The sequence below is a fragment of the Kitasatospora sp. P5_F3 genome (assembly GCF_054049135.1).
The window spans coordinates 19,403-34,190 of record NZ_JBFUMY010000008.1 but is presented as its reverse complement, the minus strand read 5'-3'; the positions used below and the strand labels follow the sequence as shown (position 1 = coordinate 34,190).

Here is a 14,788-nt window from a genome sequence, read left to right as displayed (position 1 = left end):
CAGAGATCTTCTCCGGGAGGACCGATGAGCCCCTCGACCGACCGAGCGCCCGCAGGCCCGGATCTCGACCGTCCGGTCGCGCTGCACCCGCTGGTCTACCTGGACGAGGGCGAGGAGGTCACCGTCGGCCGGGTCGACACCGACTCCTACGCGGTGCTCCCCGCCGACGGGGCGGAGCTGGTCCGGCTGCTGGCCGACGGCCTGACGCCCCGTGAGGCCGCCCGCGCCTACGAGCGGGCCCACGGCGAGAGCGTCGACATCGCGGACCTGCTGGCCGGCCTGGACGAGCTCGGCTTCGTCCGCACCGGCGACGAGCCGCCACCACCGCCGGTGCGCTGGCAGCGCCTCGGCCGAGCCCTGTTCAGCCCGCCGGCCTGGGCCTGCTACCTGCTGGTCGTCGCCGCCTGGATCGCCGAGACGGTCCGGGTGCCCGAGCTGGCGCCGCACCCCGCAAACGTGTTCTTCAGCCCCTACTTCAGCGTGGTCGCCCTGGTCCTGTTCGTCTGTCAGTTCCCGCTGATCCTGGTCCATGAGGCCTTCCACGCCCTCGCCGGGCGCCGGCTCGGCCTGCCCAGCAGGCTCTCGTTCGGCCATCGCCTGATCTACATCGTGCTGGAGACCTCGCTCGACGGGCTGGTCACCGTGCCCAGGCGCAAGCGCTACCTGCCGATCCTGGCCGGGGTGCTCGCCGACACCGTGCTGACCGCCGCCCTCACCCTGACCGCCCAGGCCACCCGCCTACCCGGCGGCGCGCTCAGCGGGTTCGGCCGGCTCTGCCTCGCGCTGGCCTACGCCACCCTGCTGCGGATCGCCTGGCAGGCGTTCCTCTATCTGCGGACCGACCTCTACGTGCTGCTCAGCACCGTGCTCGGCTGCCGCGACCTGCACACCACCGCCATGGGCGTGCTGCGCAACACCGTCCGCCGCCGCCGGGGGCGCCCGTTGCTGGACGAGTCGGCCTGGCACGCCGTCGACCGCCGGGCGGCGCGCTGGTACTCCTGGCTGATCGTGGGCGGCTACGCCTTCTCGCTGACGGTCTTCGCCCTCGGTGTGCTCCCCGCCGGGGCCCGGTTCGTCACGGGTGCGCTGGACCGCTTCGGCGGGCACGCGCCGCTCGGCCCGTTCATCGACTCCACGGTGTTCTTCGCCCTGGCGGTCCTCCAGCTCGGCGCCGTCGCCGTGATGGTCCGCCGGAACCGGCGCCGCCGGAAGTCCGACCCCGAAGGTCCCGTAGCCCCGGTAACCCCCGAAGCTCCCGCAGCCGCTCTCTGACGAAAGGCACCACCGCCATGGCCGAGCCCCGCCACCACTGGGTCCGGGCGCCGCACCGCGCCGCCCGCGTCGCCGCCCACGAGCAACTGGCGCTGCCGCCGGTCCTGGTGACGGTCAGTGCGCACCGCCGGCTGCGCGGCCCGTACACCGCCGTCGGCTCCCTGCTGCGGGCCCTGGTCCCCGACGCGCTCACCCGCTGCCCCGAGGCCGTCCGGCGGCACGACGTCGAGATCCTCAGCACCGCGCCCGAACTGCGCGGCGTCGTCCCCGCCTCCCGGGAGACCCTCACCTCGCTGGCGGTACCCAAGGAGCGCACCCGCTACTACTCCCGGCTGCGCACCCTGCGGATCGCGCACGGCCTGGTCGAGTTCCTCACCGAGTACGCGCTCGCGCTGGGCGACGGGCCGCACACCCTGGTGGTCGAGGACCTGCACCGGGCCGACCCGACCGACCAGGAGTTCCTCGCCGTCCTGGTCCGCCGGATGGACCCGGCGCTGCTCACGGTGGTCGCGCACACCGGGACGGAGCCGCTCGAGCAGCCCCCGGGCGAGACGGCCGCCCCGCTGGAGCCCGCCCTCGCTGCGCACTGCGTACCCGTCCACGGCACGGCCCCGGCCGAACCCCTCCCGGAGACTCCGGCCGAGCGCGCGGCGCTGTACGTGGCCGGCGACGGCACGGCCGAGGACCCGCGCACGGCCGAGGCGTACGAGCTGCTCTCCCCCGCCGAGCGCGCCGCGCTGCACGACGCCCGCCGGCTCGAACTGGCGGCGCTGGACCAGCAGTCGCTGGGCCTGGGGGCCCTGCTCTGGCACGCCGAGCACGGTTCCGACCCGTCCGGCGCGGGCGCCGACCTGCTCCGCGAGGCGAGCAACTACTGCACCGACATGGGCTTCTACCACGCCGTCCTGGACTTCGGGGAGCGCGGAAGCGCCCTGGTCACCCACGACACCCMCCCCCGCCACTGGTGGACCTTCATCGCCAAGCCGGCCAACGCGCTCGCCGGGCTCGGTCTGACCGACCAGATCCTCCCGCTCTGGGAGCAGGCCCGCGCGGTCAGCACCGATCCGGAGATCCACCTGCAGTGCGCGTACGGCACGGCGATGCTCTACACCCGCTTCCTGGACGACGACCGGCGCGATCACCAGGTGGCGCGTGGCTGGATCAACACCGCGATCGCCTTCGCCACCCGGACACCGGATCCCAAGGAGCGGGCCTTCCGAACGGCCTTCAACCGCAACGGACTTGCCCTGATCGAGGTCCGCGAAGGCCGGCCGGAGGCGGCGCTCGCGCTGCTGGACGAGTGCGTGGCCCGGCTGGACGAGATCCTCGACCCGGGCGAGCACGCCCTGCACCGCTCGGTGCTGGTCTACAACCGCGCCCAGGTACACGGCGGGCTCGGCCGCCACGACGACGCGGTGGCCGACTACACCTCGGTGATCAGCGTCGACCCCAACTACGCCGAGTACTACTTCGACCGGGGCATCGTGCTGCGGCGCACCGGCCGCTCGGCCGAGGCGCTGGCCGACTTCGACGAGGCGATCCGCCTCTCTCCGCCCTTCCCCGAGGCGTACTACAACCGCGCCGACGTCCGGGCCGAACTCGGCGACGTGAAGGGCGCGGTGCAGGACTTCGGCTACGTCATCGAACTCGACCCGGCCTTCGTCGACGCCTACCTCAACCGGGCCGGGCTGCTCACCGACCTCGGCGACCTGCCGGGCGCCCACCGGGACGTCACGGCCGGACTCGCCCTCGACCCGGCCAATGCCCAACTGCTGACCGTCAAGGGACAGTTGCATGCAGCGGAGGGCGAGCACGCGCAGGCCCGCGCGGCGTACTCGGCGGCCCTCGCGGCGGACCCGGAGCTCGCCCAGGCCTGGGCCCTGCGCGGCGAACTCGCCTACGAGGAGGGCGACCTGGCAGCGGCCGCCGCCGACCTGGAACGAGCCGTCCACCTGAGCGATGACCCGGGCCTGCGCTTCAACCTGGCCGTCGCCTACCAGGACGCGGGACGCCACAGCGAGGCCCTCGACCTGCTCGACGCCGTCGTCACGGAGACCGACGACCCGTCGGCCCGGCTCCAACGCGCCCACTCACTGAAGGCCTTGGGCCGCCACCCCGAGGCGGTCGCCGACGTCCGGGCCGCGCTGGAGACGGATCCGGAGCTCGCCCTCACGGACGAGGCCCGGGAGCTGCTCTCCTAGACCGTACCGGCTGACGGTACGACAGCAGTCGGCCCGGCTCCTGGGGAGGGAGCSGGGCCGATGCCTTGGGGTAGGGGCCGGTTACTGCCGGAACCGGCCGGGGGTCAGGAGACGAGCTTGATGATCGCCTCGGCTGCGGCCTTCCCCGCCGCGGACACGATCGCGTCCACCAGGTCGCCGAGAGCGCCGGTGACGCCGGCCGCGAGGGTGTCCGTCCCCTGCAGGTTGGCCTGGAAGGTGCCGTTGAGGATGCCGTCCCACTTCTCGGTGATCTGCGGGTTGTTGCCGGTGAACGTGAAGTCGTCGTTGCGGTCCGGGGTACCGAAGGGCAGGCCGGCGACGGTTCCTTCGGTGTGACCGGAGTGCTGGAAGGTGAATACGGTTCCGTCCGCGGCCATCACGGCGGCGGAGATCGTGTAGTCGATGTTGTCGAAACCGCTGTCGTGCGCGTGCGTGCTGAACGAGAAGAAGCCGTCCTGCCGCATCACGACGTGCGCCGAGCCTCCGATGGCGATGTCGGTGGTGACGTCCTGGTCGAAGTTCTTGCTCGACGTGTCGTACCAGAAGCGGTCCTGGACGGACGCGTCGCCGCCGACGTACCAGACCTCCATGCTGCCGGGGATCCGGGAGACGGCAGCGACACCACTGGTGATGGAGGCACTGCCGGCGGGCGCGAGCTCGAACGCCTGCCAGGTACTGCCCTCGTACCAGAAACGGTCCTGCACCGAACCGTTCGGGCCGACGTACCAGACCTCCATGCTGCCGGGGATACGGGAGACGGCGGCGATGCCGGTGTGGGTGGAGGCACTGCCGGCGGGCGCGAGCTCGAACGCCTGCCAGGTACTGCCCTCGTACCAGAAACGGTCCTGCACCGAACCGTTCGCACCCACGAACCACACCTCCATACTCCCGGGGATCCGCGAGACGGCCGCGACACCACCCGTGACCGAGGCACTGCCGGCGGGCGCGAGCTCGAACGCCTGCCACGTACTGCCCTCGTACCAGAAACGGTCCTGCACCGAACCGTTCGGGCCGACGTACCAGACCTCCATGCTGCCGGGGATCCGCGAAACCGCGGCGACGCCACTGGTGATGGCGGCGCTGCCCGCAGGTGCGAGCTCGAACGCCTGCCAGGTACTGCCCTCGTACCAGAAACGGTCCTGCACCGAACCGTTCGCACCCACGAACCACACCTCCATACTCCCGGGGATCCGCGAAACCGCGGCGACCCCACCCGTGACCGAGGCACTGCCGGCGGGCGCGAGCTCGAACGCCTGCCACGTACTGCCCTCGTACCAGAAACGGTCCTGCACCGAACCGTTCGCACCCACGAACCACACCTCCATGCTCCCGGGGATCCGGGAGACGGCCGCGATACCGCCGTTGACGGAGGCACTACCGGCGGGCGCGAGCTCGTAGCGCTTCCACGGCGCTCCCTCGTACCAGTACGCCCCCTGGACGGAGCCGTCCGAGGCGACCCACCAGACCTCCATGCTGCCGTCGATCCGGGAGACCGCAGCGAGCCGGCTCGACTGATCCGAGCTGCCGCTCGAGGAGAGGGTGAATTGGTTCCAACCCATCTGGGATCCTCCAGTACTTCGCTGTCGGAACACACGGGCCGGGGAGTCCCGGCTCATGCACCGGGCCGCCGACGACGACCTGGCTCGCGTGAGCCGCCTGCCGGTGTCACCGGCCGAGTGCTCAACGCGTGCTCCCACGTTAGGAATTCGACCTGCCCGCCGGCATGAGGCCGTGGTCCCGGATGCGTCCCAGGACCTGTGCACCAGCCTGGAGCCCCCGCCCTGGGACAGCTGGGCACACCTGGATGCGGAACTGCCGCCCAGAGCAGGGGATTCCGTCCGGGCCCCGGCGGCGGGGCCGGGGCCCGGAGCGGACGGCTACGCGACCGGCTGCTGCTGGGTGACGCAGTGGATGCCGCCGCCCCCGAGGCCGATGTAGTCGACGTTCAGCTGGACCACGACCCGGCCGGGGAAGAGCGACTGGAGCTTCGTCTTGGCCGCCGCGTCGGCCCGCGAGTCGCCGAACTGGGAGGCGATCACCGCGCCGTTGCAGACGTAGTAGTTGGCGTAGGAGCCGACGAACGCGGGGTCGCTCTGCCGGATCGTGTAGTAGTCGGGGCCGCCGAGCTTGGTGGCCTGGATCCGGACACCGCGGGCGTCGGTCGCGGCGGCCAGCACGTTGTACTGGTTGATCTCGTCCTTGGTCCAGGCGTCGTACGGGTCGTCAGTTGCGTTCGGCTGCTGGACCAGCGCCTTACCGGGGGCGAGGAAGCGCGAGGTCGCGTCGACGTGGTCGCCGGTGATGTCCTGGCCGGCGACCCCGGTGAACCAGATGACCTTGCTGGCGCCGTACGCGGCCTTCATCGCGTTCTCGGCCTGGGTCTGGCTCATCCCGGGGTTGCGGTTGGAGACCAGGATGCTGCTCCTGGTGGCCATCAGGGTGCCCGCGCCGTCGGTCTCGACGGCGCCGCCCTCCCCCACCAGGCCCGCCGCCGTGAACGGCACGCCGAGCAGGGCGGCGACGCGCGAGGCGACCTTGCCGTCGTTGGTGTAGGTCTGGTTGCCGCCCCAGCCGTTGAAGTTGAGGCCGATCGCGTCCAGGCCGCCGAGTCCGTCGGTGCGGAAGACCGGGCCGCTGTCCCGCATCCAGCAGTCGTTGACCGGGATGGTGGTGATCACCGTGATGTTGGCGCCGGGACACGCATTGCGGGCAGCGGCCGCAGCGGCGGGGTTGGCGCACAGGTACACGGGCTCGTACTTGGCGATGGTGTTCGCGACCAGCGCGATGTTGGCCTGGATCTGACTGAGCGAGGGGCCGCCTCGGCGCCCGCCCCCACGACCGGTCCAGATGGTGGGGTCGTCCGGCCAGGCCATCCAGGTACGGGTGTGCTGGACGGTGTCGACCGGCACCGTGAAGGTCCCGGTAGCACTCACCGCCCCGGCGGCCGTCGGCTGCGCGATCGCCTTGGCGGCGGCGGAGCCCGCCCCCGCGAGGGCCGCGCCGGCTGCCGTGAGCCCGGCTGCGGCGAGGAACTTCCGGCGTCCGAGCGGTGCTTGGGCTCGTCCGGACGGGACCTGCGGTTCGCTGTGATCGTTCATCTGCTGCCTCCTGCTGTGGACCGTGGTCGCTCCACGGCCTGACCCTGAACGTAAAACTGACCAAGCGCTCGGTCAATACTTTGGGACAGCAGTTCGCCCTCGACCTCTCGGGGCGTGGCACTAGAGTTCCCGGATGGCCACGCGTGACGATCACCCACAGCCCGCCGCCCCGGCGACCCCGCCGACCGCCGGCGCCCGGAAGCCGCGCTCCTCGACCAAGGGCGAGCAGACCCGGGCCCGGCTGCTCGCCGCCGCGCGCGAACTGCTCGCGGGAGACGGCCAGGTGCCGTTCACCACCCGCAACGTCGCCGCCCTGGGCGGGGTGACCCACGGCATGTGCCACTACCACTTCCAGACCCGCACCGACCTGATCGTGGCGGTGCTGGAGGCCATCCGGCCGGAGTGGATCACGCCCATGGAGGAAGCTGTCGCCCAGCCCGGCAGCTTCGCCGAACGGGCCGAGCGGGTGGTCGAGTTGCTGTCCCAGCCGGAGGCCGGCGACCTGTCGAGGCTGCACTCCGCGCTGCACTGGTTCGCCCTGAACGACGAGCGCGTACGGGAGAGCCTGACGGCGGAGTACCAGCGCTGGCGGGAGTGCTTCGTCGCCCTGTTCCGGGTGCTGGCGGACGAACGCGGCGGCGCCTTCGACCCGCGACCGCTCGGCGAGGCCGCCGCCGCCGGTACGGACGGCCTGGCCGCGATCCAGTCCCTCGATTCGCAGATCGACCCGGCGCCCGTGGTCCGCGCGCTGATCCTCGGACTCGCCGCAGGAGCCGCATCACAGTGACGGACCGTCAGTCGTCCGCCGTCCGGTGCTCGACCCGCAGCCCGAAAGCGACCGTGCACGCCAGGCTCGCCGCGATGATCCCCTCCGCCCAGAAGAACGCCACGTAGTCGATGACCGAACCGATCGGCGGCGCACCGGGCGCGGCGTTGCGCAGCCCGACCAGGGCGAACAGCGTCGCGGCCATCCAGCCCAGCGCCGGCCGGACCAGCGGCCGGCGCTTGCGGATCAGCACCTGCGCACCGCCGAGCACCGCCAGCGCGAGCGCCCACATCGCCGCGATCATGAACCAGGCCAGGATGTACGTGCTGCGCGACCTGCCGATCACCGCCTCCAGCCGGGCCTCCTCGTCCGCCTGGGAGGCATCGGTGGCCCGGGCGGTGAAGAACGGGTCGGCGTCGGTGAAGGTGATCGCCACCGGCAGGGGTGCGCCCCGGTCGGTGGCCGACCAGTCGACCGACAGCCGGTACCGGTCGAACGGGTAGTCCGTGGGAGTGCCGCCGTACAGACCGATGGTGACGGGTTGCGGCGTGGCGACCTGACCCGGCGTCGTCCGCAGCGTGCCGGCCGTCAGCGAGGCGACCGTCACCTCCACGGCCCGACTGAAGGCCAGTGAGCCGGGCGCGGCGGCCAGACTGCCGTGCGGGACCAGGACGGTGTAGAGGGTGACCTCCTGGGCGACCACGTCCACCTCCTGCGCGGTGATCTCCAACTCCACCCCGTCGCCGACGATTTCGGACCCGAGCTGCCGGGGCTGCCGATGGCTCTCGCGCTCGTTGAGGTAGAGCCCGACCCCGGCTGCGACCAGCGCCGCCACCAGCACCAGGACGACCAGGTACCACCGACTGCGGCCGGGACGGACCTCGCTCACCGGACCGGGGGTGCGGCGGCCGGGGCCTCGGGCTGCTGCTGGGTGGAGCAGTGGATGCCACCACCGCCGGAGGCGATGGCGTTGATGCTCACCGGCACCACCTGGCGTCCGGGGTGGAGGTCGGCCAGCACGCCGGCCGCCCGGTCGTCCGACGCCTTGTCACCGAACCGGGGCATGATCACGGCACCGTTGACCACGTAGTAGTTGAGGTAGGTGGCCAGGAAGTCCTTTCCGGGGTCCGGGAGTTGGCTGAGATCGGGTTCGACCAGCTCGACCGTGCGCAGCTTGCGGCCCTGGGCGTCGGTGGCGTCGCGCAGCACCTGGAGCGCCTGGTCGGAGGCGCGGGACCAGATGTCCGGCGGCGCGTCCGGGCCTGGCCGGTGGATGACCACCACGCCCGGCTCGGCGAACCGGGCCAGCGCGTCGATGTGGCAGTCGGTGATGTCCTGCCCGGCCACGCCCGCGAACCAGATCACCTTGCGGACGCCGAACAGCTCCTTCAGTGAAGCCTCGATCTGGTCGCGGGACTTGCCCGGGTTGCGGTTCTCGTTCACCCACGAACTCTCGGTGGCCATCAGGGTCCCCTCGCCGTCCACCTCGATCCCACCGCCCTCCCCCGTGATCGGTGCCTGGATGCGCCGGATCGCGTACCGCTCCAGCAGCGTCCGTGCCACCTGGCTGTCGTTGCCGTGGGTCTGCTTGTTGCCCCAGCCGTTGAAGTTCAGGTCCACGCCGGCCAGTCCGCCCGGGGCGGTGACGAAGGTCGGGCCGGTGTCCCGGGCCCACAGGTCGTCCACCGCGAGGTCGATCACCTCCACGCTCGACCCGCACAGCTGCCGGGCCTGCGCGCTCTGCTCCGGTCGGGCCATCAGCACCACCGGTTCGAACCGGGCGACCGTCTGCGCCACCCGCGCGATGTCCTCGCGGACGGCGGGCAGCTGCTCGCCCCACACCTCCTCCAGGGCCGGCCAGGCCATGAACGTCCTGGTGTGCGGACGCGACTCGGCCGGCATCACGAACGTGACCGCCGAGGAGGCTGCGGACGGACTCGCCGGGCTGCCCGGACTCGACGTACCGATCGACGGCTCCGGCTCCGCCGACGAGGAGCAGCCCTCGAGCATCGCCAGCGCGGCGAGCACCGACCCCGACCTCAGCAGGGCCCGACGGGACAGGGCGGGTTCTCGCATGGCGGCTCACCTCGTGGCGCGGGCACGGATCCGGAATCCGACAGTAGGGCCGCCCGGAGAGCGCACCCGTGAGGCCGCGCGCCGCCGATCGGGCGAACCGGTGGCGCGCGGCCGCTGCCTCACAGGTTCCGGCGGGCGACGGCGATCGCCTTCGGGTCCCAGCCCGGCCGGGGGACGGAGTCCAACAGCAGCTGGGTGTACGGGTGCTGGGGCGCGGCGAGCACCTCGGCGGTCCGGCCGGACTCGACAATCCGCCCCTGCCGCATCACGATCACGTCCTCGGTGACGCAGCGGACCACGCCGAGGTCGTGGGTGATGAAGAGGTAGCCGATTCCGGTCTGCTCGCGGATGTCGGCGAGCAGGTTGAGGATCTGGGCCTGCACGGAGACGTCCAGCGCGGCTACCGCCTCGTCCAGCACCAGGACCGCCGGTTCGACCGCCAGCGCCCGGGCGATCGCGACCCGCTGCCGCTGGCCGCCGGAGAGTTGCCGGGGCAGCGCACCGGCCTCGCGCGGGCCGAGACCGACCTGGTCGAGGAGTTCGGCGATCCGGCGGGGGTGGTCCGCCCCGGGGAAGTGCAACCGGAGGGTCTCGCGCAGCACGGCCTCGACCGTGGTGCGCGGGTCGAGCGAGAGGTACGGGTCCTGGAAGACCATCTGCACCTGGCGGGCTCTGGCCAGCCGGTGGGCCCAGCCGCGCCGGTGCTCGGTCCGGTCCTGACCGTGCACCAGGACCCGTCCGGCGTCCGCCCGTTCCAGCCCGACCACGATCCGGGCGGTGGTGGTCTTGCCGGAGCCCGACTCGCCGACGATGCCCAGCGAGCCGCCCTCGGCCAGGGTGAAGGAGACCTGGTCCACCGCCTGCACCTCGCCGTAGCTGCGGTGCAGGCCGACGGCCTCCAGGACGGTCTTCCGCATCGGCGGCACTCCCTTCGAGCGAACTGCGGCGTCCGGGAGCTGACTAGCCATCAGTGGCCCCCGTTCGGTCGCTGTGGTGGCAGGCGGCCCGCCGGGCCGGTTCGGCCTCGACCGGCAGCAGCGCGGGTTCCTGCTGGGTGCAGAGGAAGGTCGCGAGCGGGCAGCGCGGCGCGAACGGGCAGCCCGTCAGTTCCTCGCGCAGGCTCGGCGGCCGCCCCTCGATGGCGGCGAGCCGGCCGCCGGGGGCGTCCGGACGCGGGGTCGAGGCGAGCAGCGCGGCCGTGTAGGGGTGGCGCGGCCGGTTGAACAGGGCCTCGGCCGGACCGGTCTCGACGATCCGGCCGGCGTACATCACGTACACCCGGTCGCTGATCGCGGCGGCCAGGCCCAGGTCGTGGGTGACGAAGAGCAGTGCGGTGCCGAAGCGTTCCTGGAGGTCATCCAGCAGGGCCACCACCTCGGCCTGCGAGCTGACGTCCAGTGCGGTGGTGGGCTCGTCGGCGAGGATCAGCGCGGGGTCGCCCATCAGGGCACCCGCGATCATCACCCGCTGGAGCATGCCGCCGGACAGCTGGCCGGGGTAGCGGCCGCGCACCGAGGCCGGGAGGCCGACCGCGTCCAGCATTTCGGCGGCGCGTTCGGCGGCGGCTCCGGCCGTCAGGCGGCCGTTCAGACCCTCCGTGAGGAAGTCGCCGAGCCTGCGCAGCGGGTTGATGGCGGCCCGGGGGTCCTGGAAGATCATCGCGGCGGTGCCGGTACGCAGCGCGCGGAGCTGATCGTCCGTCATGGTGAGCACGTCGTCGCCGTTGACCCGCACGGTGCCCTCGGTGCCGGCGCCGGTCGGCAGCAGGCCCAGGACGCTGCGCGAGGTGAGGCTCTTGCCGGAGCCGGACTCGCCGACCAGGGCGACCGTCTCGCGGGCCTCGACGGTGAGGTCGACCCCGGCGAGGACGGGCCGGGCGGTGTTCGGCAGGTGCAGGCGGTAGGCCTGGATGTCGAGGGTGGTCATCGGTCCCTCCTGGCGACCTGGTCGGCCCAGCGTTCGCCGACCACGTTGAAGGCGACCACCGTCAGCACGATCGCGGCGCAGGGCAGGATCGCGGACAGCGGGTAGCCGTGCTGGACGGCGGACTGGCCGTCGAAGACCATCCGGCCCCAGTCGGGGGTCAGCGCGGGAACGCCGAGCCCGAGGAAGGAGAGGCCGGCCAGGTCGATCAAGGCGTAGCCGAAGTTGATGGTGGACTGGGCGAGCACCACGGGAGCGATGCCGGGGATGACGTGCCGCAGGCAGATCTGCAGGCCGGAGTGGCCCTGCACCTGGTACGCCTCGACGTAGGGGCGGGTGCGTTCGGCGAGCACCAGCGAGCGGGTGAGCCGGCTGACGTACGGCAGGTAGGCGACGGCGAGGGCGATGACGGGGGCGAGCAGTCCCTCGCCGTAGACCGAGACGATCAGGATGGCCAGCAGCATGCCGGGGAAGGCGAAGACCAGTTCGGTGCTCCGGGAGAGTACGGAGTCCAGCCAGCCGCCGCGCCAGGCGGCGGTGACGCCGATCGCGACCCCGGCCAGGGTGGAGAAGGCGACCACGCCGAGCGGGCCGAGCAACGAGGTGCGGGCGCCGGTGACCAGGCGGGAGAGGGTGTCCCGGCCGGAGGCGTCCACCCCGAGCAGGTGTTCGGCGGAGGGCCCGGCGAGGGCGTTGCCCAGGTCGACGGCGTTCGGGTCCTCGGGCGCCAGCCAGGGGGCGAGCAGCGCGGCGAGGACGACCAGGGCGACGAAGCCGAGACAGAGCAGTTGGAGCGGGGCGCGGGTGGTCCGGATCCGGGCCAGGCCGGGCCGGTGCAGCAGGGTGGCGGTCATCCGGTGGCCCTTCTCGCGCCGAGCGTGATGCGCGGGTCGACCAGTGGGTGGAGCAGGTCGACGATCAGGTTCACGGCCATGAACAGCCCGACCATGATCAGGGAGATGGCCTGCACGGTGGGGAAGTCCTTGGTGGTGGTGGACAGTTCGAGCAGCTGGCCGATGCCGCCGACGCTGAACGCGGTCTCCACCAGGACGGTGCAGACCAGCAGGGTGGAGACGATCAGGCCGCCGGTGGTCAGCACGGTGCCGAGGGCGTTGCGGAACACGTGACGGCGGATCACCTGGTGCTCCGTCACCCCCCGGCTGCGGGCGACGGTGACGTGCTCCTGACCCAGCACGTCGAGCATGGCGGCCCGGGTGACCCTGGCCAGCATGCCGGTCAGGTAGAGCGCGAGGGCCACGGCAGGCAGGACGAGGTGCCAGACCATCGACCCGAAGCCCTCCCCGGTGCCACCGGTGGGGAACCAGCCCAGACCGACCGCGAACACGCCCTGGAGCAGAACGGCCGCGACGAACGACGGGGTGCCGACCGCCACCGTGGTGCCGACCAGCACGGTGGCGTCGGTACGGCCGCCCCGGACGGCGCCGATCCAGCCGAGCAGCAGACCGAGGGCGACGACCAGGACCAGCGCCATCGCCACCAGCAGCAGCGTGGCGGGCAGCCGGTCGGCGAGCAGCCGGGAGACGTCGGTGCGGTAGGTGATCGACCGGCCAAAGTCGCCGTGCAGGATCTGGCCGGCCCAGCGCAGGTACTGCACCAGGAACGGTTCGTCCAGGTGGCCGGCCAGCTGCACGCGGGCCGGACTGCCGGGCGCGAGGTACATCGCGCCGAAGATCACGAACGAGGCACCGACCAGGGTGGCGGCCATCTCGGCCAGCCGCCGCGCGGCAAATCTCAGGAAACTCACCGGGCCGCCCCCACGTCGGCCGCCCACGGGTAGTAGAGGTAGGAGATGGTGGTCGGCGCGCCGGTGATCCGCTTGTTCAGGAACACCGCCGTCGGCCACTCGGCGACCGGGATCCAGAGCAGCTGCTCGGAGGCGGTCCGCTGGAGCTTGGCGGTGACGGCGAACCGCTCGGCCGGGTCGGTCGCGGCGACCGCCTGCTGCACCAGGCCGTCGTAGGCTGGGTCGCTGAACGAGGCGAAGTTCTGGTAGGCGCCGGTTCTGAAGTTGGCCAGCAGGTCGAGCGGGTCGGTGATGGAGTCGTAGTACGTCTCCGGGAAGAGGTCGATGCCCTCGCGCGCCTTCGGGTCGGTGAAGAGCGCGGTGAAGGCGTTCGGCGCGATGGTCCGGAGCTTGACGTCCAGTCCGATCTTCGCCCCGGCGGCCTGCACGGCGGTGGCCAGCACCGAGACGTCCTGGCCGATCGGGCTGGTGGCGACGGTGATGCTCTTCCCGGTGGCACCGGCCTCCTTGATCAGCGACTTGGCCTGCTCGAGGTCGGGTGCGGTCGGGGTGAGCCCGGCGAAGGCGTCCTTGCGGACCTGCTCGGGCGCGGCGGCCCAGGCGGCCTGACTGGTCAGCGAACCGGTGACCCGGCCCGCCCCGCCGAGGCCGGTGCGGACGAAGCCGGAGCGGTCCAGCGCGAGCGAGAGCGCCTTGCGCACCCTCAGGTCGCCGAGCACGCCCGCCATGTTGGTCACGTTGACGTTGACGGTGCTGAGGCCCTCGCCGAAGTAGAGCGTGCCCACGCCGCCGGTCCGCAGCCGCTCGTAGCTCTCGGTCGGGATCAGGTAGCCACCGTCCGCCTCGCCGCTGAGCATCGCGTTCACCCGGGCCGAGGGGTCGGTGAGGAAGCGGAAGACCACCTTGCCGGACTTGGCCTTGCTGCCCCAGTACTCGTCGAAGCGCTCGAGCTCCACTGACTGGCCCTTGGTCCAGCTGCCTAGCTTGAACGGGCCCGTGCAGGCCAGGCTGCCGCTGGTCCCGTAGTCCTGGCCGGCCGCCTCGACCCCGGCCCGGGAGGCGACCACCCCGGCGGCGGTGGCCATGTACTGGTTGAACTGCGAGTCGGGCTGGGTGAGTTTGACGGTGACCTGGAGCGGGCCGGTCTTCGTGATGCTGCTGACGTTCTGGAACTGCTGGGCCCAGGCGGCCGCGTTCTCCGGCGCCATCTGCCGGCCGAGGCTGTACACCACGTCGTCGGCGGTCAGCACGCCGCCGTCGTGGAAGTGCACGTTCGGGCGCAGGTCGTAGACCCAGGTGGTGGGGTCGGGGTTGGTGGCCTTCTCCGCCAGCCCCGGGGCCAGGGTCAGCTGCGGGGTCCACCGCATCAGGCTCTCGCAGACGTTGGAGAGCACGGTGTTCTGCGGGTAGTCGAAGGCGGAGATGTAGTCCAGCGTGGGCGGTTCGGCGTAGACGGCCCAGGTGAAGGAGTCCAGGCCGGCCTGCCCGGCGGGGGTGTCGGCGGACAGCCGGTACGCCTCCGCGTCGGTGCCGCTGCTCTTCGGCGGTCCCGAGCAGGCGGTGGAGAGGGTGAGCAGGGCGGCTGCGGCCAGGGCCGCGACCGGCAGGGCCTTCCGGCGACGCGGGGTTCTCTGAGGGTCTGTCATGTGGGGGCTCTCTTCCGTGA

General features: G+C 72.1%; 12 protein-coding genes. 3 read left to right on the top strand and 9 right to left on the bottom strand.

Features of this window, described 5'->3' with window-relative positions; translation table 11 throughout:
• Window positions 1-24: 24 nt before the first annotated feature.
• Both ACXJMZ_RS06570 and ACXJMZ_RS06565 read left to right on the top strand, forming a co-directional pair.
• The gene (locus ACXJMZ_RS06570; RefSeq protein ID WP_457029008.1) at window positions 25-1,272 is read left to right on the top strand and encodes a hypothetical protein; all 1,248 of its coding nucleotides are present in this window, start codon (window positions 25-27) and stop codon (window positions 1,270-1,272) included.
• Window positions 1,273-1,289: 17 nt separating this feature from the next.
• Entirely contained in the window at window positions 1,290-3,473 is a 2,184-nt protein-coding gene (locus ACXJMZ_RS06565; RefSeq protein ID WP_457029007.1) for a tetratricopeptide repeat protein, read from the top strand.
• Window positions 3,474-3,577: 104 nt separating this feature from the next.
• Here the strand turns inward: ACXJMZ_RS06565 and ACXJMZ_RS06560 are convergent, their stop codons facing one another.
• Window positions 3,578-5,053, bottom strand: coding sequence for a hypothetical protein (locus ACXJMZ_RS06560; protein WP_457029006.1), 1,476 nt, complete (start codon window positions 5,051-5,053; stop codon window positions 3,578-3,580).
• Window positions 5,054-5,371: 318 nt separating this feature from the next.
• Complete coding sequence (locus ACXJMZ_RS06555; RefSeq protein WP_457029005.1) at window positions 5,372-6,592, bottom strand: agmatine deiminase family protein; 1,221 nt, start codon at window positions 6,590-6,592, stop codon at window positions 5,372-5,374.
• A gap of 133 nt (window positions 6,593-6,725) precedes the next feature.
• Between ACXJMZ_RS06555 and ACXJMZ_RS06550 the strand changes: the two genes are divergently transcribed.
• Window positions 6,726-7,379, top strand: coding sequence for a TetR/AcrR family transcriptional regulator (locus ACXJMZ_RS06550; RefSeq protein ID WP_457029004.1), 654 nt, complete (start codon window positions 6,726-6,728; stop codon window positions 7,377-7,379).
• Window positions 7,380-7,386: 7 nt separating this feature from the next.
• Here the strand turns inward: ACXJMZ_RS06550 and ACXJMZ_RS06545 are convergent, their stop codons facing one another.
• From ACXJMZ_RS06545 to ACXJMZ_RS06515, 7 genes are all read right to left on the bottom strand, one after another.
• Window positions 7,387-8,247, bottom strand: a complete 861-nt coding sequence (locus ACXJMZ_RS06545) for a DUF4436 family protein (protein ID WP_457029003.1) — start codon at window positions 8,245-8,247, stop codon at window positions 7,387-7,389.
• Complete coding sequence (locus tag ACXJMZ_RS06540; protein ID WP_457029002.1) at window positions 8,244-9,434, bottom strand: agmatine deiminase family protein; 1,191 nt, start codon at window positions 9,432-9,434, stop codon at window positions 8,244-8,246. The genes ACXJMZ_RS06545 and ACXJMZ_RS06540 overlap by 4 nt, the downstream gene beginning before the upstream one ends.
• Before the next feature lie 119 nt (window positions 9,435-9,553).
• Window positions 9,554-10,351, bottom strand: coding sequence for an ABC transporter ATP-binding protein (locus ACXJMZ_RS06535; RefSeq protein WP_457029001.1), 798 nt, complete (start codon window positions 10,349-10,351; stop codon window positions 9,554-9,556).
• Between the two features lie 43 nt (window positions 10,352-10,394).
• On the bottom strand, window positions 10,395-11,360 hold the full coding sequence (locus tag ACXJMZ_RS06530; RefSeq protein WP_457029000.1) for an ABC transporter ATP-binding protein: 966 nt from the start codon (window positions 11,358-11,360) through the stop codon (window positions 10,395-10,397).
• The gene (locus ACXJMZ_RS06525) at window positions 11,357-12,211 is read right to left on the bottom strand and encodes an ABC transporter permease (RefSeq protein WP_457028999.1); all 855 of its coding nucleotides are present in this window, start codon (window positions 12,209-12,211) and stop codon (window positions 11,357-11,359) included. The genes ACXJMZ_RS06530 and ACXJMZ_RS06525 overlap by 4 nt, the downstream gene beginning before the upstream one ends.
• Window positions 12,208-13,122: an ABC transporter permease gene (locus tag ACXJMZ_RS06520; RefSeq protein WP_457028998.1), complete on the bottom strand. Its 915-nt coding sequence runs from the start codon at window positions 13,120-13,122 to the stop codon at window positions 12,208-12,210. Before ACXJMZ_RS06520 ends, ACXJMZ_RS06525 begins: the two co-directional genes overlap by 4 nt.
• On the bottom strand, window positions 13,119-14,768 hold the full coding sequence (locus tag ACXJMZ_RS06515) for an ABC transporter substrate-binding protein (protein ID WP_457028997.1): 1,650 nt from the start codon (window positions 14,766-14,768) through the stop codon (window positions 13,119-13,121). Before ACXJMZ_RS06515 ends, ACXJMZ_RS06520 begins: the two co-directional genes overlap by 4 nt.
• Window positions 14,769-14,788 lie beyond the last annotated feature (20 nt).